An 18,866-nucleotide genomic window follows, 5' to 3' on the forward strand; every position below is an offset into this window, starting at 1 on the left:
AATGGCTTCACGCCGTGCCCGGGGCTCGAGCGATAGCGCAAGGAGTCAAACGCGCAAGGCGATGCGCTTCGGCCAGTGAATGGGCCGATCGGGTGGCATGGAAATTGCCGCCGTGGCGACTGGAAAAGTCGCCGTTGGCCTGAAGGCGGGAATGACGCGTTGCGGCCTGTTGGCGCGACTACGCCGCTGCGAAGAACATCAGGTAGACCAGGCGCCCGTTCTCCAGCCGGTCACCGAAAGCCGGGCCTGCGGTGTGCCACAACCACGGTCGCAGCAGCACCAGCCGGTTGAAGCGCATCGGCGCGTGCATGGTGAGCTCCCACTTCGACTCGTCGGTGCTGTCACGCTCGATGATCTCGCGATGCATCTGCTCCATCGACGAAAAGCCCATGGCGCGCATCTCGTTGTCGTCGATCGGTGCGCGGTCGGTATTGGTTGCGCGATGACGGAAGAACTCGGTGCCGCCGACGCAATCTTCCGGGCGACTGAGGTAGAGGATGCCGGACCAGTACGCCTGGTCGATGTGGACCTTTGCGCGTCCGATATCGCTGGCGAGCGTCATGCGGAACTTGGCATGCGACTGCAGTGGCGAGACCGGCCGCACGCGTTCGCCGACGAGGCTGGACACGCCATGCTCCAGGCCGTCGATCTCGATGCGCTCGAGCGAATTGCGTCCGGGGAAGGCGCCCTGCTGTTCGGGATAGGTGAGCTTCAGTCCGACCTCGCGCAGTTGCAGCGCGTCGCGCGGGCTGAGGAAGTCGTCAACGATGATCAGGGAGGTCGGCATGCGCGCGAGCTTAGCCGGCGCGGGCGGTGGCCGCACGGGTATGACGGCCCGTGGCGTCCGCCAGCGAAGACCAATTGCCGAAGCGTCGCCCGCCCGTGCCGGGCAAAAAAAGAACCCCGCATCGCTGCGGGGTTCCCTTGTGTGGCAAGCAACTGGAGGGGACTTAGAAGTCCATGCCGCCCATGCCGCCCATGCCGCCGCCCGGCATCGCCGGCTCGTCCTTCTTCGGCAGCTCGGCAACCATCGCCTCGGTCGTGATCATCAGACCGGCGATCGAAGCCGCGTTCTGCAGCGCGGTGCGGGTGACCTTGGTCGGGTCCAGGATGCCCAGCTCGATCATGTCGCCGAACTCACCGTTGGCAGCGTTGTAACCGAAGCTGCCCTTGCCCTCGGCAACCTTGTTGACGATGACCGACGGCTCTTCGCCGGCGTTGGTCACGATCTCGCGCAGCGGCGCTTCCATCGCGCGCAGGGCGATCTGGATGCCGTGGTTCTGGTCTTCGTTGGCACCCTTGAGGTTGGCGATCGCAGCCTTGGCGCGCAGCAGTGCAACGCCGCCGCCCGGGACGATGCCCTCTTCAACGGCCGCACGCGTAGCGTGCAGGGCGTCTTCGACGCGTGCCTTCTTTTCCTTCATCTCGATCTCGGTCGACGCACCGACCTTGATCACTGCAACGCCGCCGGCCAGCTTGGCCACGCGCTCCTGCAGCTTCTCGCGGTCGTAGTCGGAGGAGGTCTCCTCGATCTGCGCCTTGATCTGCTTGATGCGGCCTTCGATGCCCGACACTTCGCCGGCGCCGTCGATGATGGTGGTGTTCTCCTTGGAGATCTGCACCTTCTTGGCGCGACCCAGGTCCTTGATGGTGGCCTTGTCGAGCTGCAGGCCCACTTCCTCGGAGATCACGGTGCCGCCGGTCAGCACGGCCATGTCTTCCAGCATCGCCTTGCGACGGTCGCCGAAGCCCGGTGCCTTGACGGCGCAGACCTTGACGATGCCGCGGATGGTGTTGACCACCAGGGTCGCCAGCGCTTCGCCTTCGACTTCCTCGGCGATGATCAGCAGCGGCTTGCCGGCCTTGGCCACGCCCTCGAGGACGGGCAGCAGGTCACGCACGTTGGAGATCTTCTTGTCGTGCAGCAGGATGAACGGGTCGTCCAGCTCGGCCTGCATCGACTGCTGGTTGTTGATGAAGTACGGCGACAGGTAGCCGCGGTCGAACTGCATGCCCTCGACGACGTCGAGCTCGTTCTCCAGGCCCGAACCGTCTTCAACGGTGATCACGCCTTCCTTGCCGACCTTGTCCATCGCCTGGGCGATCAGGTCGCCGATGTTGGCGTCGGAGTTGGCCGAGATCGTACCGACCTGGGCGATTTCCTTGCTGGTCGAGGACGGCTTGGAGATCTTCTTCAGCTCGTCGACGGCAGCGACGACGGCCTTGTCGATACCGCGCTTGAGGTCCATCGGGTTCATGCCGGCGGCGACGGCCTTCATGCCTTCGCGGATCAGGGCCTGGGCCAGCACGGTGGCGGTGGTGGTGCCGTCACCGGCGTTGTCGGAGGTCTTGGAAGCGACTTCCTTCACCATCTGCGCGCCCATGTTCTCGAACTTGTCGGCAAGCTCGATTTCCTTTGCGACGGAGACGCCGTCCTTGGTGATGGTCGGGGCGCCGAAGCTCTTCTCGAGCACGACGTTGCGGCCCTTCGGGCCGAGGGTGGCCTTGACGGCATTGGCGAGCACATTGACGCCGCGCAGCATCTTGACGCGCGCGTCCTCACCGAAACGAATTTCCTTGGCAGCCATTTTCTATTACCTCAAAAGCGGAATTGGGGAATTTGGAACTGGTACGAAGTCGAGGGGCGGTGGAAGCGCGCGCTGCGCGACGTTCCTGCCCGCTCGGGGCGCTCTTAGGCGAGCACCGCGAAGATGTCGTCTTCCTTCACCACCAGGTATTCGGTGCCGTCGAGCTTGACTTCGGTACCGCTGTACTTGCCGAACAGGACCTTGTCGCCAACCTTGACCGAGACCGGGCGGACGTTGCCGTTGTCGAGGACCTTGCCGGTGCCGACGGCGACGACTTCACCCTTGATCGGCTTCTCGGTGGCCGAGTCCGGAATCACGATGCCGCCAGCGGACATCTTTTCTTCTTCCATGCGCTTGATGACCACGCGGTCGTAGAGCGGCTTGATATTCATCGCGACAAATCTCCGAGGGATTGACGTAAGTTATTGAACGGACAGCAAAACGGATTGAATTTTAGCAGTCGGCCCTGGCGAGTGCCAATGTCAGGGACGAAGAAACCCGGCGAACCGGGACAGCGGGGGAGATTGGGTCCGCTTGTTGGGCTTTCAAGGGGCGCGTGCGTTTGAGGCGCCGGGCGGGCGCTGGCCCTCAGGCCACAAAAAGAAAGAGCGCGCCCCCGAGGGAACGCGCTCTTTCTGGTACGGAGGTGGCTGTCCTGTGCTCGTCGCGTCCTGCGCACGGCCCCGAACCGACGCCTTGTCACTACCAACGCCCTTGTCGGCAGGAGCCAATATTGGTCTTTGCCGGCCCTCGGGGCCAGCCTGGGCGTGCTGACTGCTGGTATCACGCCTTCCGTGAAAAGCTTGAAACCATTGACCTCGGCTGCTCAAATCGACGCGTGCCGCTACCCATTGGACACAGCATTGGGTGAGTTTTGGTCACTGCGTGAATATCGGTATCCAGCCGAGGAGATTCCATGACACCCCAGCAGCGTATTCGCCTGGCGCGGCGCCACCGAGGCCTGTCCCAGGCTGCCCTCGGCGCGGCGGTCGGGGTGCAGCGCAGCGCCGTTGGCCACTGGGAGGCCGCACGCGGCAAGTACCCGAGCGTGGCGCACCTGCGCGAGATCGCGCTGGTGACCGGGGTGCAGTTCGAGTGGCTGGCCACCGGCCGCGGCACCATGGGCCTGTCGGCCGACACCGCGCTGGATTCGGTGGCGGCCGCCGATGCCCTGCTGGTCGATGATCCGCTGGAGCTGCGGCTGCTGGCCGCGTTCCGCGAGGCGCCGACGCGCTCGAAGGCGCCGCTGGTCGAAGTCGTCGAGGAACTGGCGCAACTGCGAACCGGCCGTGGCCGGGGTCGCACACCCGCGCTGTAGGCGATCAGCCGCCGGAAAGTCGCTTCACTGCAGCCGGTGGCAACGCCGCGCAGTCGGCCGCGGGTTCGAAGGGTGCGGTCGCCGCCACGCCATCCACGGCCAGCTGCAGGCGCCTGGGCGCCGGGGGCTGCTCGAGGGTGGCCGCCCAGATCGCACGGATCGTTCCCTGCATCGGCGGTTCGGCCAGCACGCTGCCGCCGCCATCCACGTACAGCAGCTCGCCCGGTGCGGCAGCCACGCCCTCGTCGCTGGCAGCGTCGAGCAGGCTCATGGCTTCCGGCTCGCTCCAGCAGTTCATGGCGCTTTCGCAGCTCAGGTCGGCCAGGACCCGCGTCGTCGCGGCGTTGGTCAGCAGGCAGGCCGCGCGCACGCGGATGCCGTAGGCAGGTGCCGGCTGGGCCGCGAATGTCGCCGGCACGGCCGTCGCCAGCGCCAGTGCCATCACGACCCTGGCGGCGAGGGTGCTGCGTGGGCGGTTGCGGTGGGGCATCGAACCTCCTGCGACGCGCCGGGACCATGCCGGCGCCGGCAGCCTACGTCATCCACCCTAACCTTGCGCAAGGCCGCGTCCGGCCGGAAGGGATTAGCCCGCCCCCGGGGTGGCGGCTACACTTGCGCCCCTCATGACCCCGTCCCCCGCCTCGTCCGTACGGCTGGTCCTCAGCACCTGCGCCGACCCGCAAAGCGCCGACGCCATCGCCAGGGCACTGGTCGGCGAGCGCCTGGCCGCCTGCGTCAACGTGCTGCCCGGCGTGTCGTCGACGTACCGCTGGAACGACGCGGTCGAGCAGGCGCATGAAGTCCTGCTGCTGATCAAGACCACCGCCGACCGCCAGGACGCCCTGATCGCCCGGCTGCAGGCGCTGCATTCCTATGAACTGCCCGAGGCGGTTGCGGTCGAAGCCGTTGGCGGCCTTGCCCCCTACCTGCAGTGGGTGGCCGAACAGACCCGTGAAGATGATTGAGCCCACTCCCTTGATGCTGTCACGACTGCGCGGCGCGCTGCTGAACCTGGTCCTGGTCACGGCGCCGCTGCTGGCTGCCACGCCGGCGCTGGCGGCGATCAATCCCGACGACCTGCTGCCGGTCGATGAAGCATTCGCGCTGCGCGCCGAAGCGCCGGGCGACGACCGCATCGAGATCCGCTGGCACATCGCCGACGGCTACTACCTCTACCGGCACCGCATTTCGGTGCAGGCCGATCCCGCTTTCGCCGCACAGACGTTGCAGTTGCCGCAGGGCAAGTCGCACGAGGACGAGTTCTTCGGCCGGGTCGAGACGTACCGGCAGGCACTCACCGCGGTCCTGCCGGGCAAGCCGGCGGCCGGCGCACCGCGCCAGGTCACGTTGAAGGTGCGCTACCAGGGCTGCGCCGACGCCGGCATCTGCTATCCGCCGCAGACACGCAGCCTCAGCGTCACCCTGCCCGACGCGGGCGCGACGGCGGCGCAACCGGTGGTCGCGTTCGGTCCGGCGCGCGGTGCCGCGCCGCTGGGCGGCGGACTGCTGGCTGGCAAGGCGGGCGCCGCCGAGGCATTGCCGCTGCCGCCGGAGCAGGCGTTCGGTTTCGAGGCGATCGCCGGCGACGGCAACACGCTGCTGCTGCGCTTTACTCCGGCCAAGGGCTATTACCTGTATCGCGACAAGACCTCGCTGCGCCTCGATGACGCTGCGACAAAGGCCGGCATCGCGCTCGGTCAGCCGCGCTGGCCGCAGGGTGTGGCCCATCGCGATGAGCATTTCGGCAACGTGGTCGTCTATTTCGATCAGGTCGAATTGCCGGTCGCGCTGACGCGCAGCAAGCCCGGCGCGGCAACGGTCCGGCTGACGGCCGGTTTCCAGGGCTGCCAGACCGATGGCATCTGCTATCCGCCGATGACGCGGACGGTTTCGGTTGCGTTGCCGGCGGGGGTGGTTGGCGGGGCTGCGTCGAAGCCTGACGGCGACCTCGCCGAAGACAGCCGCCTGGCCGCATCGTTGGCCGGCCCCAATCGCTGGTGGGCGCTGGCCAGCTTCTTCGGCTTCGGCCTGCTGCTGTCGTTCACGCCCTGCGTGCTGCCGATGATCCCGATCCTGTCCGGCCTGATCGCCGGCCATGGCCCGGGCCTGGGCGCGCGCCGCGCGTTTGCGCTGTCGTTCGTCTACGTGCTGGCAAGCGCGCTGGTGTTCACCGTTGCCGGCGTCATCGCCGGACTGGTCGGCGCCAACCTGCAGATCGCCTTCCAGAACCCGTGGGTGATCGGCTCGTTCGCGCTGCTGTTCGTGGCGCTGGCGCTGTCGAGCTTCGGCCTTTACGAACTGCAGCTGCCGGCAGGCCTGCGCAACAAGCTCGGTTCGATGAGCGATCACCAGCGCGGCGGCTCCTGGGCCGGCGTGGCGGTGATGGGCGCACTGTCGGCACTGATCGTCGGTCCGTGCGTGGCGCCGCCGCTGGCGGCGGGCGTGCTCTACATCGGCCAGACCCAGGACCCGGTGTTCGGCGGCGCCGCGCTGTTCCTGCTGGCCATGGGCATGGGCGTGCCGCTGCTGGCCTTCGGCGTGGCCGCCGGCAAGGGCCTGCCGACCAGCGGCCCGTGGATGGTCGCGGTGCAGCGCGCGTTCGGTTTCATCTTCCTCGGCCTTGCGGTGTGGATGCTCTCGCGCGTCCTGCCAGGCGCGGCAACGATGGCGTTGTGGGGTGTGCTGCTGCTGGCAGCGGCGGCCACCATTGCAGTGGCGATCAAGGCCGCGCAGCGCTACGGCGTGCGCGTGCTGGGCTGGACGGCGGCGATGCTGCTGGGCGTGGTCGGCGCGGCGCAGCTGGTCGGCGCGATGGCCGGCAGCAGCGATCCGCTGCAACCGCTGGCCGGCCTGCGCGGCGGCAATGGCGGGCATGCGGCCGAGCTTCCGTTCCGCAGGATCAAGTCACTGGCCGACCTGGAGCGCGAGGTCGGCGCCGCCAAGGCCGCCGGCAAGCCGGTCATGCTCGATTTCTATGCCGACTGGTGCGTGGCCTGCAAGGAGATGGAGAAGTACACCTTCCCCGAGGCCTCGGTGCATGCGGCGCTGTCCGGCTTCGTCCTGCTCAAGGCCGACGTCACCGCCAACGATGAGGTCGACCAGGCGCTGATGAAGCAACTGGGCATCATCGGGCCGCCGGCCACCTTGTATTACGTCGATGGCAGCGAGCGCCGCAACCTGCGCCTGTTCGGCTTCGAACAGGCCGGCCCGTTCGTCGAACGCATCGGCAAGGCCAGCCGCTGATGGCGTTGAGTGCCACCAGCAAGATCCTGCTGGTCGCCGTGGCCGCCGGCACGCTCGGCGTCCTCGCCGGCCTCTGGTCGAACGGCCCCGGTCCGCTGTTGCGCAGTGAGGTCGGCCAGCGCGCGCTGCAGACGGTGATGGATGCCGGCGCGCCGGCGCCGCCGGCCGGGCTGGCAGTCGCCCGTCGCGGCAAGGCCATCCCGGCCCTGCAGCTGCCGGGGCTCGACAGCGCGCCGGTGCGGATTCCGGCCGACTATTCCGGCCGCCCCATCTTGATCAACCTGTGGGCGAGCTGGTGCGGGCCGTGCATCGAGGAAATGCCCGAGCTCGACCGCTTTGCGGCCAGCCAGGGTGCCAACGGCACGCAAGTGGTCGGCATCGCGCTGGATGATGCCGCCGCGGTGCGGGCGTTCCTGCAGCGCATTCCGGTCCGCTACCCCATCCTGCTCGACCAGGCCGGCCCGGGCGACGCCGGCGTTCAACTGGGCAACGCCAAGGGCGTTCTGCCCTATACCGTGCTGGTTTCGGCCGATGGGCGGCTTCTCAAGCAAAAGATCGGCCCGTTCGAGCACGGCGAAATCGACGACTGGGTCGCAAATTAGAGCGACCACTCAAACAATTGCTTAAGTCCTTGGAACTTCGTCGATACGGTAGCGAACGTCTGGACACCCCGGCCGGCATCGCGCACACTGCCCCTCTTTCGAGCAGTCGGTAAGGAGCGTCACGGGTCTGCCATGGCGAAGTTGTTGGTTTTGCACGGCCCCAACCTCAACCTGCTCGGCACCCGGGAGCCGGAGGTGTACGGCCACGCCACTCTGGCCGACATCGATTCCGACCTGCGCCAGCGCACCCAGGCGGCCGGCCACACCTATGACAGCCTGCAGTCCAACGCCGAGCATGTACTGGTCGACCGCATCCAGGCCGCCCGCGAGGACGGCACGACGCTGGTCCTGATCAACCCGGCCGCCTTCACCCACACCAGCGTGGCCATCCGCGACGCACTGGCGGCGGTGGCGATCCCCTTCTTCGAAGTCCATCTGTCCAACCCGCACCGGCGCGAACCGTTCCGCCACACCAGCTACTTCAGCGACCTTGCCGTCGGCGTGGTCTGCGGCTTCGGCGCCGACAGCTACCGCTACGCCCTCGACGCCGCGCTCAAGCGGCTGACCTGACCACCCCTCAATACCGTCGCCCCGTTAGCCCGGGACGACCATCATCAACGACCCTGAGGCCCACCATGGACCTGCGCAAAATCAAGAAGCTCATCGACCTGCTCGAGGAGTCCAATCTCGCCGAGATCGAGATCAAGGAAGGCGAAGAGTCCGTCCGCCTCGCCCGCACGCCGCGTGGCGTCGCCGTGGCCGCACCGGTCATGCAGGCCGCCCCGGTCGCGCACGCGCCGGTGATGCCGATGCAGGGCCCGACCGAGGCCGCCACCGGCGGCCACGCCAAGCCGCACGCCGACCTGCCGGAAGGCCACGTTGTGCGCGCGCCGATGGTCGGCACGTTCTACGGCTCGCCGTCGCCGGACAAGCCCGCGTTCGTCAGCGTCGGCCAGGCGGTCAAGGCCGGCGACACCCTGGGCATCATTGAAGCGATGAAGATGTTCAACCCGATCGAGGCCGACGTCGCCGGCACCGTGCTCAAGGTGATGGTCGAGAACGGCCAGCCGATCGAGTTCGACCAGCCGCTGTTCGTCATCGGGTGAGATCAGCCCATGCTCGATAAAGTCGTAATCGCCAACCGCGGTGAGATCGCGCTGCGCATCCTGCGCGCGTGCCACGCGCTGGGCATCCGTACGGTCGCGGTGCACTCCACCGTCGACCGCAACCTCAAGCATGTCGCCATGGCCGACGAGTCGGTCTGCATCGGCCCGGCGCCGTCGACCGACAGCTATCTCAACATGGCGCAGATTATCGCTGCCGCCGAGGTCACCGACGCCCAGGCGATCCACCCGGGCTACGGCTTCCTGTCGGAGAACGCCGACTTCGCCGAGCGCGTGGAGCAGTCGGGCTTCATCTTCATCGGGCCCAAGGCCGACACGATCCGCCTGATGGGCGACAAGGTCGAAGCCATCCGCGCGATGAAGGCCGCCGGCGTGCCGTGCGTGCCCGGCAGCGGTGGCCCGCTCGGCGACGACCCGGCGACCAACGTCAAGATCGCGCGCGAGATCGGCTACCCGGTCATCGTCAAGGCCGCCGGTGGCGGTGGCGGTCGCGGCATGCGCGTGGTCCACACCGAAGCGCACCTCACGGTTGCCATCCAGACGACCAAGTCCGAAGCCAAGGCCGCCTTCGGCAACGACATGGTCTACATGGAGAAGTTCCTGGAGAACCCGCGCCACGTGGAGATCCAGGTGCTGGCCGACGGCCAGGGCCAGGCCATCCACCTGGGCGAGCGCGACTGCTCGATGCAGCGCCGCCACCAGAAGGTGGTCGAGGAAGCGCCGGCACCGGGCATCACGCCGGAGCAGCGCGCGGAGATCGGCAAGGTCTGCGTCGAGGCCTGCCTGCGCATCGGCTACCGCGGCGCCGGCACGTTCGAGTTCCTGTACGAGAACGGCCGCTTCTACTTCATCGAGATGAACACCCGCATCCAGGTGGAGCATCCGGTCACCGAGATGGTCACCGGCATCGACCTGGTGCGCGAGCAGCTCAACATCGCCGCCGGCCACAAGCTCACGATCAAGCAGAGCGACGTGGTGCTGGAAGGCCATGCGATCGAGTGCCGCATCAACGCCGAGGATCCGGACACGTTCATGCCGTTCCCGGGCCTGATCCAGCACTTCCACGCCCCGGGCGGCCCGGGCGTGCGCGTGGACAGCCACATCTACGAAGGCTACCGCGTGCCGCCCAACTACGACTCGATGATCGGCAAGCTGATCGTGCACGGCCCGGATCGCGAGACCGCGATCGCGCGCATGCGGGTGGCGCTGAGCGAGATGGTCGTGGACGGCATCAAGACCAACGTGCCGCTGCAGCAGCGGATCATGTCGGACGCCGGCTTCCAGCAGGGTGGAATGAACATCCACTACCTGGAAAAGCGCCTGAAGGAACAGAAGGAAAAGGCACTGTCGATCGTCTGATCGGTGGTTGCCTTGCGCAATTGAAAACGGCGCCGAAGGGCGCCGTTTTTCATTTCAGCCGGTGCGGCCCGGCCGGGGCAACGTCAACGCGTCAGCGCGTCAGCGCGAGCCGACGATCGGCGACGCATCCGCCGAGGCATCGTTCTCCGCCAGCGGCGAAGGTGCTTCCCGCTTGCTGCCCGGGATCGGATTGACGCCGGCGCTGGACGACGGGCTGACGATCATCACGTACTCGCTGGAACCGTCGGGCCAGACCACCTTGAAAGTGCTGCCCGGCGGCAACGTCGAGAACGGCGCACCGCTGCTGGCGCGATAGACCGCTGCCACCTGGGCCGCGCCCGACATGCGCACGCCCTCTTCCGAATCCACCGTCGTCACCGCCACCTGGGAAAGATGCCGGTACTCGTCGCCGAGCACGTCGATCATCACGCCAGCGGCCGACACCGAATAGGTGGCGAACAACAGCACCCAGAAATAGCGGCGCGCCTTGTCGCCGAATCCAAACTTCTTCATTTTCCAGCCCTCTTCTCGCGCATTAGCGAGTCGACCATTGCATTGACCACATCGACGCCCTGCCGTGGAATCGCGGCGTCGTATACGAAACTTGGGAAATCCTGTGACGGATCGGTCGAGCAGATTCCGCCGTTGGCGCAGTAGGAGGTCATCAGCGAACTCTGCGGCCCGCAATCGAGACCGAGCCTGCATGCCGCCAGTTGCCAGGCCAGTTCGGAGAACTGGGTGCCGGCGACCTGGTCGGACAGAGCGACGCGACCGCTGGACGCGATGCCCATCTCGGGCGAAAGCGCCGAGTAGGCGTCGGGATCCTTCGATTCCTTCACGCGTTCGACGAGGTCGCGCACATAGGCCTCGCCTTCCTTGACCGGCTTGCCCGACGCCATCAGCGATGCTTCCGCGGCAAGGCTGCCCGCCTCGGCCGCTTCGACACGCTTGGCCACGATCATGCGCGGCGACAGATCGTCCTGCGGCACGAAGCGGGCACAGCGCCGGCCGATACGCTCGCGCGCCGCCACCATCGCCGGCGAGCCGCGCATGGCCATGTCGCGGATGACCTGCGTGTCGCGGGCAAACGCGGACGGTGCCATGGCGTAACCGGAGCAGTAGTCGTAGACGCGGCTCACCATCCACATCGCGTCGGCGTCGCCATCGCGCACCGCCGGCTCGAGCGACTGCATGTAGGCAAACAGATCGTCGCTGCGTTCGAACTCGACGCGGATCTGCGGTACGTGTCCGGTCACCGGCGCCACCGTGATCGCCTGCGAAGGCGCAACATCGCCGCCGCTGGACGACTGGGCGACCACCGCGCCAACGGCGCCCATCTGCAACGTGCTGTCCACGCCGACACTGGAACGTCCGTTGCGGACCCAGGCCACGCCGACCACGAACAGGATCGACAGCGCGACCACCACGACCGAGACGCGCGCACGCGTGCCCGATCCCGGGAGGGGACGCGTCCTGAATCCTGTTTCGAGCGTGTAGGACTTCCGCATACAGCCGGTTCGGCGAACAAGGCGGCCATTCTAGGGCATGACGCCACCGTCACACGGTGCGGTCTGACTGAACAGGCCGCCCGTCCTGGACGGGCGGGCGGCCTGGCCGCTCGGCCGGACCGGCTTTACGGCGCCCGCCCCACCCCCCAACATGGCCGCCCCCCTTGCACATGCGCAGCCGATCGCGCCCGCCGCCAATGCCGTACCTCGAGCTCACCCTGCCCTGTTCCGAAATCCAGCAGCCGCGGTACGAGCGCGCCCTGGAGGACGTCGGCGCACTGGCGGTCACCCTGGCCGATGCCCACGCCGATGCACCCGACGAACAGGCGATTTTCGAGCCCGGCGTCGGCGAAACGCCGCTGTGGCACGAGCTGACGCTGACGGCCCTGTTCGAGGGCGGCACGCCGCGGGAGTTGCTGCTGTACGCCCTGGCTGCCGCCGACGAAGGCCTGGACTGGTCGCACGCCACCTTCCGCGACGTCGACGACCAGGACTGGGAACGGGTCTGGATGGACCAGTACGAACCGCTGCAGTTCGGCGCGCGCACCTGGATCGTGCCCTGGAACCACGAGCTCCCGCCCGGCGCGGACGCCGCCGATGCCGCCGTGGTGCGGCTCGACCCCGGCCTGGCCTTCGGCTCGGGCACGCACCCGACCACGGCCCTGTGCCTGCAATGGCTGGACCAGCTTGCCGGCGAAGGCGCGCTGGCCGGCGCCCGCGTCCTCGACTTCGGTTGCGGCTCGGGCATCCTCGCCCTGGCCGCGCTCAAGCTGGGCGCGGCCGAGGCGATCGGCGTCGACAACGACCCCCAGGCCCTGCTGGCGACGGCTGACAACGCCGAACGCAACGGCGTTGGCGACCACCTGCATGCCTTCATGCCCGACCAGGAGCCGGTGGCCACCTATCCGGTCGTCGTGGCCAACATCCTCGCCTCGGCCCTGGTTGCGCTGGCCGACACCCTGGCCGCCCGGGTCGCGCCCGGCGGCAGGATCGCCATGTCGGGCATCCTCGCCGGCCAGGAGGACGAGGTGATGGCGCGCTACGCGGCCGACTTCGAGTCGTTGCAGGCGCAACGGCTCGAAGACTGGATGCGCGTCACAGGCGTGCGTCGCCGCTGACCGCGTCGACGTGCTTGAATACCCCCGGGGATTCACCGAAAACGCGAAAGCGGGGATCGGCGGGGCACGGGGATGGGGATGGCATTGCCACGCACCCGGCTTGCGGCATGACGTGCGGCGATGGACAGCAATGCACGTGACCGGCCATCGGCCGGCATGCCTGCTCCGCTCCGCGCTGCCGCACCACCGTCATCACCTCCGGTTTCAACTCGACTCACGCCATGTTTGTCCCGTGCCCTCATTGCGGATTCCTGGTTGCGCTGATCGCCGCAAGCGATCGCGCCGCGCAGCGGTGTCCGCGTTGCGATGGCCCGGTGCAGGCAGCAGACATCGCCGATACCGCCATCGTCGAGACCGTCGACACGACTGACGCCGGCACTGCGCAATCGACCGCGGAAGCGGAACCACCACAGGCAGCGGATCTGCCCATGGGTTCCGCAGACGCCACGCCACCGGCAGGCGCCGCGACGGACGGCGAACCCGACACGGCACCGACCTTCGAACAGGCCATCGAGGCCGCGGCGATCCGTCCGGCAGCACCGCGCCGGCAACGCCGTGGAACGCGCCCGCGTCGCCAGGGAGAACCCAGTTTCGCCAGCCGGCACGCAGCCGCGGCAAACACGCCTGTGCACTGGCGCTGGTATGTGGCGGTGGCCGGTCTGATCGCGCTGCTTGGCCTGCAGTTGATGCTGGCACAGCGCCGCGAGCTTGCCGCCGATGCACGCTGGCGCCCGTATGTTGCGGCGTTGTGCACCGTCGCCCGCTGCGAACTGCCGCCGTGGCACGAGCCGGCGGCGTTGACGATGATCCAGCGAAACGTACGGGCCAAGCCCGGCAGTGCTGGCGTGCTTGCCGTCGAAGCGAGCTTCCGCAACGACGCACACTGGCCGCAGCCATGGCCGACCCTCTTGCTTGGCTTGTCCGATGTCGACGGCCGGTTGGCCGGACAGCGCGCGTTCACTCCTGGCGAGTACCGTCCCGATCAACAGGCCACTGACGTGTTGCTGCCCGGACAGAGCGCGACCGTGACGCTGGAGGTCATCGAACCGGCGCCGCGTATCGTCGCGTTTACCTTCGACTTCCGATGAACCGCACGCCATCACATTGTCGCCTGCGACGGGCCCGCGCTAGACTCCGCTTCCCGTCGCCGCCCCAGTGCGGACCGGCGGCGACACCGCAACACCAGGCCAGCACCGGAATACCGGAAGCACCGGTCGCATCGGAAATACCGGAAACACCGCCGGCAACACCGGAAATATCTTGGGGATCACGTTGAACGCAGCCGCCGACCGCACCGACTCCGCACGCAGCGCCCCGCGCGTACCGTTGCGCGATCATGTCGCGACGTCGATCCGCCGCTTCCTCGGCGACCTGGACGGCAGCGAGACCGAGAACCTCTACGAGATCGCCCTGCGCGAACTCGAGATCCCGCTCTTCATTGAAGTGCTGCAGCACTGCGACGGCAACCAGAGCCGCGCGGCATCCATGCTCGGCATCCATCGCGCCACGCTGCGCAAGAAACTGCGCGAGTACGGCCTCGACTGAGCCACCGGCGCCGGCCCCGGCCCCGGCCTGTCCGGCGCCGATAGTGATGGGCTAGACTCGCGCCACTGGCCATGTCCCTCATGGGGCAGGCCAGACAAGCACTACGTCCGAGGCAACAAGTCCGAGCGATCACGTCGCGCAACGGCGCAGTACGCCGCTGGCGCGCAACAGTCTGGGGAGGCTGTCCAAATGCGAGCTGTCGTGTCCACACCTGCGCGGGTGATGCCCGTGCTGGTGCTCGTTGCATCCGTCGTTGCGATGTCATCGGCCGTTTCGGCCACCCGTCCAGCCCCGGTCGTAGCCAACGCTACGGAAATCGCCGTCTATGTGCCCCCCGGAGTGCTGAGCGCCAGGAGCTACGTGCCGACCGCGAACATGTGGGTCGAGCCTGGCAAGGCATTCTCCGATGCGCTGACGGAAGTCGGCCAGCGCTACTTCCCCAGCCTGCACGTCGTGCCGTCGACCACTGACGCACGCTACGCGCTGCTCGTCGACCTGGATCCGCAATGGAAGCGCGAGGCGGCGAAGATCCGCCTGACGGTGAAGTACGACGTCTACGGCGTCGATGGCACCAAGCTGATCAGCGGCAGCAGCGACCAGCTCGTGGCGATTCGCGGCAACCTCAATGCCACCGCCAGCGATGCATCGAAGGTGGCGATCGGCCAGGTCATGAGCGACATCCAGAACCGCGTCAAGCCCGACCCCGCGCGCATGCCGGCCACCCGCTCGGTGGCGGCGATCGACCTGGCGCCGCTGGTCAATCGCGAAAAGCCGATCCGCACCGGCACCGCCTTCTTCGTCAACGGCGTCGGCCAGTTACTGACCGCCGCCCACGTCTCGCGCGACTGCGTGCTGATCGAAGCGCACCAGGACGGCGAGACCTTCCCGGTCAAGGCCAAGGGATACAGCGACCTGCTCGATGTCGCCGTGCTCGACTCGGGCAAGCCGCATGCCGGCGCCATCGCCCTGCGCGAAGGCAACGAGATCGTGCTTGGCGAATCGGTCACCAGCGTCGGTTACCCGCTGCAGGGCCTGCTTGGCGATTCGCCCAATGTCACCCGCGGCAACATCAGCGCGAGCAAGGGCCTGCGCGGTTCGATGGGCATGTTCCAGTTCTCGGCACCGATCCAGCCCGGCAACAGCGGCGGGCCGATCGTGTCCGACAACGGCGAACTGCTCGGCATGGCAGTGAGCACGCTCAATGCCGCCACGCTGGCCGAGAGGGGACAGATTCCGCAGAACGTCAACTTCGCCCTCGACGCGCGTTACGTGGCGATGTTCCTGCGTCGCGAGAAGGTGGCGTTCGCATCGATGCGACCGGTCGGCGCGGGTAGCATGCAGGTGGCCAACAAGGCCGCGCTGGGCAACACCGTCCAATTGAACTGCTACCAGTGAGGCGCGCCATGATTCGAGAGTCGATGCTCGCCGTTGCCCTGTTGCTGCCGCTGCAGGCGATGTCCGCCGAACCGGCAACGGCGCCAGTGATCCCCGCGCCCATGCCCTCCGCACCCGTGCCCTCCGCACCCGTGACCTCCGCACCCGTGCCCTCCGCACCCATGATCCCCGCGCCAGTGGCCGTGGCGCCTCAGAAAGCGGCCTCGCTGCCGCCGATGAAGTTCCTCAGCTCGCTCGCCGGCGACGACGTGTTCACCGTGCTCAAGGCCGAACCGGCGCTGTCGGCGCTCGACAAGGAACTGGCCGGCAGCCCGCTGTCGCTGATCGTGACACACACCGTGCGCCCGACGGCCGGCGGCACCGCGGCGGGCCTGCTCAGCGCGGTGCTGTCGGGCAGCACGCTGGGCATCATCCCGGTCGTCACCAACGACCGCCTCGTCATCCGCTACGAGGTCCTGCTCAACGGCAAGACGGTGACCAGCTTTACCTTCGAGCGCACCGCCACGCGCGCGCAGAACCTGTGGACCATGGGCACGGCAGGCGACGACGGGCTCGGCAAGGCCGGCCTGGAGTGGCTGAAGACGACGGCGGTGGATGTGGCCGCCAAATTGCCGCGCGACCCGGCCATGCTGGCCGTGCGCGACGAGATCGATTTCTACTTCCCGCCCGCTCCGGCCAAGGCCGTCGCCGGCGCCACGCCGTAGCTCGCAGACGAGCCGCGCAGCCCGGCTGGCTGCGCGGCTCCCGCAACGATCGACCCGGCGCCAGCGGGGGCCAGCGTATAATTCCGGGGTTTTCCGCCTCCCAAGCCCCCCCCATGAGCATCGCTGCCGCTGCCTCGCCGGTGAAACTCCGCCGCGCGCTGATTTCCGTATCCGACAAGACCGGCCTGATTGAACTTGCCAGGGCACTGGCCGCCCATGGCGTTGAGCTGCTGTCCACCGGCGGTACCGCCAAGGCCATCCGCGAGGCCGGACTGGCGGTCAAGGACGTCTCCGACGTCACCGGCTTCCCCGAGATGATGGACGGCCGGGTCAAGACCCTGCACCCGCTGGTGCACGGCGGCCTGCTCGGTCGCGCCGGCACGGACGATGCGGTGATGGCCGAACACGGCATCGGCGCGATCGACCTGCTGGTGCTGAACCTGTATCCGTTCGAGAAGGTCTCGGCCGACCCGGCCAGCACGATGGAGGACATCGTCGAGAACATCGACATCGGCGGCCCGGCGATGCTGCGCTCGGCGGCGAAGAACTTCGCCCGCGTCGCCGTCGCCACCGATCCGGCACAGTACGCCGGGATCATCAGCGAAATGCAGGACAACGACGGCGCACTCGCCGCGTCCACGCGCTTCGCCCTGTCGGTGGCCGCGTTCAACCGCGTCGCGCAGTACGACGCCTTCATCGGCAACTATCTCTCGGCGCTGCAGGCCGATGGCAGCCGCGCGCTGTTCCCGGCGCAGCAGAACAGCAACTTCGTCAAGGTCATGGACCTGCGCTACGGCGAGAACCCGCACCAGCACGGCGCGTTCTACCGCGACCTGTATCCGGTCCCGGGCACGCTGGCGACGTTCACCCAGCTGCAGGGCAAGGAACTGAGCTTCAACAACCTCGCCGATGCCGACGCCGCGTGGGAATGCGTGCGCCAGTTCGAGCAGCCGGCCTGCGTGATCGTCAAGCACGCCAATCCCTGCGGCGTCGCCGAGGGCGTCGCCTGCGGCGATGCCTACGAGCTCGCCTACGCGACCGACCCGACCTCGGCGTTCGGCGGCATCATCGCCTTCAACCGCACGCTCGACGCGGCCACCGCCAAGGCCATCCTCGATCGCCAGTTCGTCGAAGTGCTGATCGCACCCGACTACGAAGAAGGCGCACTCGACTACGCCCGCAAGAAGGCCAATGTCCGCGTGCTGCGCATCCCGCACGGCGAGGGCCGCAACAACTTCGACATCAAGCGCGTCGGCTCCGGCCTGCTGATGCAGACCAGCGACATCCGTGAGGTGACCCCCGACGAGCTGAAAGTGGTCAGCAAGCTTGCGCCGACTGCCGGGCAGATGGCCGACCTGTTGTTCGCCTGGCGCGTGGCGAAGTTCGTCAAATCCAACGCGATCGTGTATGCGAAGGATCACCGCACCATCGGCGTCGGCGCCGGCCAGATGAGCCGCGTGTATTCGGCCCGCATCGCCGGCATCAAGGCAACCGACGCGGGCCTGGTGGTGCCAGGATCGGTGATGGCGAGCGACGCGTTCTTCCCGTTCCGCGATGGCATCGACGCGGCGGCCGAAGCCGGCATCAAGGCAGTCATCCAGCCGGGTGGCTCGATGCGCGACGGCGAAGTCATCGCCGCCGCCGACGAGCACGGCATCGCCATGGTCTTCACCGGCGTGCGCCACTTCCGCCACTGATCGCGGGTACGCCCAGGCTGCACCCCATGATCCCGGCGCAAGCCGGGATCATGCTTTGCGCCGCCAGGTCCTTGTACCGCCAAGTCGTCCTGACCGCGCCATAACCGCCCCTGCGGCAGACTGTGCGGACCCTGCCAGGCGCATCCAGCCATGTGGATACGAACCGAAACCCAGGCCGACCACACGGCCATCAGCAACCTCATCGCCACGGCGTTCGCCGACCAGCAAGGAGCCGGTCGCACCGAACAGCGGATCGTCGACGCCCTGCGTGCGGACGGCGCCTTGAGTCTGTCGCTGGTGGCCGACATCGACGGCCGCATCGCCGGCCACGTCGCCTTTTCGCCGGTGCGCGTCGGCGACGGCACCGAGCGCTGGTATGGCCTGGGCCCGGTGTCGGTGGCGCCGCGCGACCAGCGCAACGGCGTCGGCAGCGCGCTCATCCGCGCAGGCCTGAGCGAACTTGCCGAGCGCGGCGCGCTGGGCTGCGTCGTGCTGGGCGAGCCGGGGTACTACCAGCGCTTCGGCTTCCGCCAGGTACCGGGACTGCGTTTTGGCGACGTGCCCGCCGAGTACTTCCAGGCGTTGGCATTCGGCGACCGCAGCGCCACGGGCGAAGTCACGTACCACGCGAGCTTCACCGCGCAGTAGTGACGTCGGTGCAGCGG

The 18,866-nt window shown here is 67.8% G+C and carries 20 protein-coding genes; 14 read left to right on the forward strand and 6 right to left on the reverse strand.

Annotation, left to right across the window (positions count from 1 at the left end):
* Window positions 1-178: 178 nt before the first annotated feature.
* The 3 genes from MNR01_RS08405 to groES all read right to left on the reverse strand — a co-directional run bounded on the left by MNR01_RS08405 (window position 179) and on the right by groES (window position 2,980).
* Window positions 179-787, reverse strand: coding sequence for a DUF6445 family protein (locus tag MNR01_RS08405; protein WP_241920448.1), 609 nt, complete (start codon window positions 785-787; stop codon window positions 179-181).
* A gap of 163 nt (window positions 788-950) precedes the next feature.
* Entirely contained in the window at window positions 951-2,588 is a 1,638-nt protein-coding gene (gene groL / locus MNR01_RS08410) for a chaperonin GroEL (RefSeq protein ID WP_200608712.1), read from the reverse strand.
* A gap of 104 nt (window positions 2,589-2,692) precedes the next feature.
* Window positions 2,693-2,980: a co-chaperone GroES gene (groES, locus tag MNR01_RS08415; RefSeq protein ID WP_200608714.1), complete on the reverse strand. Its 288-nt coding sequence runs from the start codon at window positions 2,978-2,980 to the stop codon at window positions 2,693-2,695.
* A 524-nt stretch (window positions 2,981-3,504) separates the two neighbouring features.
* On the opposite strand from groES, the gene MNR01_RS08420 reads away from it, so the two are divergent.
* A complete protein-coding gene (locus tag MNR01_RS08420) occupies window positions 3,505-3,906 on the forward strand; it encodes a helix-turn-helix transcriptional regulator (protein ID WP_241920449.1) in 402 nt (133 codons plus the stop codon).
* A 4-nt stretch (window positions 3,907-3,910) separates the two neighbouring features.
* Here the strand turns inward: MNR01_RS08420 and MNR01_RS08425 are convergent, their stop codons facing one another.
* On the reverse strand, window positions 3,911-4,396 hold the full coding sequence (locus tag MNR01_RS08425; protein WP_241920450.1) for a hypothetical protein: 486 nt from the start codon (window positions 4,394-4,396) through the stop codon (window positions 3,911-3,913).
* Between the two features lie 133 nt (window positions 4,397-4,529).
* On the opposite strand from MNR01_RS08425, the gene cutA reads away from it, so the two are divergent.
* From cutA to accC, 6 genes are all read left to right on the forward strand, one after another.
* Window positions 4,530-4,871 (forward strand): divalent-cation tolerance protein CutA, encoded by a 342-nt coding sequence (gene cutA, locus MNR01_RS08430; protein WP_241920451.1) that lies wholly within the window; start codon window positions 4,530-4,532, stop codon window positions 4,869-4,871.
* 13 nt (window positions 4,872-4,884) lie between these two features.
* Window positions 4,885-7,149 (forward strand): protein-disulfide reductase DsbD, encoded by a 2,265-nt coding sequence (gene dsbD, locus MNR01_RS08435; RefSeq protein ID WP_241920452.1) that lies wholly within the window; start codon window positions 4,885-4,887, stop codon window positions 7,147-7,149.
* Window positions 7,149-7,751: a TlpA disulfide reductase family protein gene (locus MNR01_RS08440; RefSeq protein ID WP_241920453.1), complete on the forward strand. Its 603-nt coding sequence runs from the start codon at window positions 7,149-7,151 to the stop codon at window positions 7,749-7,751. Before dsbD ends, MNR01_RS08440 begins: the two co-directional genes overlap by 1 nt.
* Before the next feature lie 132 nt (window positions 7,752-7,883).
* Window positions 7,884-8,321, forward strand: coding sequence for a type II 3-dehydroquinate dehydratase (gene aroQ, locus MNR01_RS08445; RefSeq protein WP_241920454.1), 438 nt, complete (start codon window positions 7,884-7,886; stop codon window positions 8,319-8,321).
* Window positions 8,322-8,386: 65 nt separating this feature from the next.
* Entirely contained in the window at window positions 8,387-8,857 is a 471-nt protein-coding gene (gene accB / locus MNR01_RS08450; RefSeq protein ID WP_241920455.1) for an acetyl-CoA carboxylase biotin carboxyl carrier protein, read from the forward strand.
* Between the two features lie 9 nt (window positions 8,858-8,866).
* Complete coding sequence (gene accC, locus MNR01_RS08455; protein ID WP_241920456.1) at window positions 8,867-10,234, forward strand: acetyl-CoA carboxylase biotin carboxylase subunit; 1,368 nt, start codon at window positions 8,867-8,869, stop codon at window positions 10,232-10,234.
* Window positions 10,235-10,333: 99 nt separating this feature from the next.
* Here accC and MNR01_RS08460 read toward each other — a convergent pair whose 3' ends face one another.
* Together MNR01_RS08460 and MNR01_RS08465 are read right to left on the reverse strand one after the other, a co-directional pair.
* Window positions 10,334-10,747 (reverse strand): hypothetical protein, encoded by a 414-nt coding sequence (locus MNR01_RS08460; protein ID WP_241920457.1) that lies wholly within the window; start codon window positions 10,745-10,747, stop codon window positions 10,334-10,336.
* Entirely contained in the window at window positions 10,744-11,742 is a 999-nt protein-coding gene (locus MNR01_RS08465) for a hypothetical protein (protein ID WP_241920458.1), read from the reverse strand. Before MNR01_RS08465 ends, MNR01_RS08460 begins: the two co-directional genes overlap by 4 nt.
* A gap of 197 nt (window positions 11,743-11,939) precedes the next feature.
* On the opposite strand from MNR01_RS08465, the gene prmA reads away from it, so the two are divergent.
* The 7 genes from prmA (at window position 11,940) to MNR01_RS08500 (ending at window position 18,849) form a co-directional block, all read left to right on the forward strand.
* Entirely contained in the window at window positions 11,940-12,860 is a 921-nt protein-coding gene (prmA, locus tag MNR01_RS08470) for a 50S ribosomal protein L11 methyltransferase (protein WP_241920459.1), read from the forward strand.
* A 428-nt stretch (window positions 12,861-13,288) separates the two neighbouring features.
* On the forward strand, window positions 13,289-13,948 hold the full coding sequence (locus MNR01_RS08475; protein ID WP_241920460.1) for a DUF3426 domain-containing protein: 660 nt from the start codon (window positions 13,289-13,291) through the stop codon (window positions 13,946-13,948).
* A 184-nt stretch (window positions 13,949-14,132) separates the two neighbouring features.
* Window positions 14,133-14,405, forward strand: coding sequence for a DNA-binding transcriptional regulator Fis (fis, locus tag MNR01_RS08480; RefSeq protein WP_158732267.1), 273 nt, complete (start codon window positions 14,133-14,135; stop codon window positions 14,403-14,405).
* A gap of 189 nt (window positions 14,406-14,594) precedes the next feature.
* Window positions 14,595-15,800 (forward strand): serine protease, encoded by a 1,206-nt coding sequence (locus MNR01_RS08485; RefSeq protein WP_241920461.1) that lies wholly within the window; start codon window positions 14,595-14,597, stop codon window positions 15,798-15,800.
* Between the two features lie 23 nt (window positions 15,801-15,823).
* The gene (locus MNR01_RS08490; protein ID WP_241920462.1) at window positions 15,824-16,504 is read left to right on the forward strand and encodes a hypothetical protein; all 681 of its coding nucleotides are present in this window, start codon (window positions 15,824-15,826) and stop codon (window positions 16,502-16,504) included.
* A 113-nt stretch (window positions 16,505-16,617) separates the two neighbouring features.
* Window positions 16,618-18,201, forward strand: a complete 1,584-nt coding sequence (gene purH / locus MNR01_RS08495) for a bifunctional phosphoribosylaminoimidazolecarboxamide formyltransferase/IMP cyclohydrolase (RefSeq protein ID WP_241920463.1) — start codon at window positions 16,618-16,620, stop codon at window positions 18,199-18,201.
* Between the two features lie 150 nt (window positions 18,202-18,351).
* On the forward strand, window positions 18,352-18,849 hold the full coding sequence (locus tag MNR01_RS08500) for an N-acetyltransferase (protein WP_241920464.1): 498 nt from the start codon (window positions 18,352-18,354) through the stop codon (window positions 18,847-18,849).
* Window positions 18,850-18,866 lie beyond the last annotated feature (17 nt).

The organism is Lysobacter sp. S4-A87 (assembly GCF_022637455.1).
In the GTDB taxonomy this organism is placed as follows: domain Bacteria; phylum Pseudomonadota; class Gammaproteobacteria; order Xanthomonadales; family Xanthomonadaceae; genus Lysobacter_J.

What these genes read in the sequence shown, in the direction of transcription:
- aroQ (WP_241920454.1), top strand. Translation starts at nt 7,884, where the DNA reads ATGGCGAAGTTGTTGGTTTTGCACGGCCCCAACCTCAACCTGCTCGGC.
- cutA (WP_241920451.1), top strand. Translation starts at nt 4,530, where the DNA reads ATGACCCCGTCCCCCGCCTCGTCCGTACGGCTGGTCCTCAGCACCTGC.
- MNR01_RS08440 (WP_241920453.1), top strand. Translation starts at nt 7,149, where the DNA reads ATGGCGTTGAGTGCCACCAGCAAGATCCTGCTGGTCGCCGTGGCCGCC.
- MNR01_RS08405 (WP_241920448.1), bottom strand. Translation starts at nt 787, where the DNA reads ATGCCGACCTCCCTGATCATCGTTGACGACTTCCTCAGCCCGCGCGAC.
- groL (WP_200608712.1), bottom strand. Translation starts at nt 2,588, where the DNA reads ATGGCTGCCAAGGAAATTCGTTTCGGTGAGGACGCGCGCGTCAAGATG.
- groES (WP_200608714.1), bottom strand. Translation starts at nt 2,980, where the DNA reads ATGAATATCAAGCCGCTCTACGACCGCGTGGTCATCAAGCGCATGGAA.
- dsbD (WP_241920452.1), top strand. Translation starts at nt 4,885, where the DNA reads ATGCTGTCACGACTGCGCGGCGCGCTGCTGAACCTGGTCCTGGTCACG.
- accB (WP_241920455.1), top strand. Translation starts at nt 8,387, where the DNA reads ATGGACCTGCGCAAAATCAAGAAGCTCATCGACCTGCTCGAGGAGTCC.
- purH (WP_241920463.1), top strand. Translation starts at nt 16,618, where the DNA reads ATGAGCATCGCTGCCGCTGCCTCGCCGGTGAAACTCCGCCGCGCGCTG.
- MNR01_RS08475 (WP_241920460.1), top strand. Translation starts at nt 13,289, where the DNA reads ATGGGTTCCGCAGACGCCACGCCACCGGCAGGCGCCGCGACGGACGGC.
- MNR01_RS08425 (WP_241920450.1), bottom strand. Translation starts at nt 4,396, where the DNA reads ATGCCCCACCGCAACCGCCCACGCAGCACCCTCGCCGCCAGGGTCGTG.
- MNR01_RS08500 (WP_241920464.1), top strand. Translation starts at nt 18,352, where the DNA reads ATGTGGATACGAACCGAAACCCAGGCCGACCACACGGCCATCAGCAAC.
- MNR01_RS08420 (WP_241920449.1), top strand. Translation starts at nt 3,505, where the DNA reads ATGACACCCCAGCAGCGTATTCGCCTGGCGCGGCGCCACCGAGGCCTG.
- MNR01_RS08490 (WP_241920462.1), top strand. Translation starts at nt 15,824, where the DNA reads ATGCTCGCCGTTGCCCTGTTGCTGCCGCTGCAGGCGATGTCCGCCGAA.
- MNR01_RS08485 (WP_241920461.1), top strand. Translation starts at nt 14,595, where the DNA reads ATGCGAGCTGTCGTGTCCACACCTGCGCGGGTGATGCCCGTGCTGGTG.
- MNR01_RS08465 (WP_241920458.1), bottom strand. Translation starts at nt 11,742, where the DNA reads ATGCGGAAGTCCTACACGCTCGAAACAGGATTCAGGACGCGTCCCCTC.
- accC (WP_241920456.1), top strand. Translation starts at nt 8,867, where the DNA reads ATGCTCGATAAAGTCGTAATCGCCAACCGCGGTGAGATCGCGCTGCGC.
- prmA (WP_241920459.1), top strand. Translation starts at nt 11,940, where the DNA reads ATGCCGTACCTCGAGCTCACCCTGCCCTGTTCCGAAATCCAGCAGCCG.
- MNR01_RS08460 (WP_241920457.1), bottom strand. Translation starts at nt 10,747, where the DNA reads ATGAAGAAGTTTGGATTCGGCGACAAGGCGCGCCGCTATTTCTGGGTG.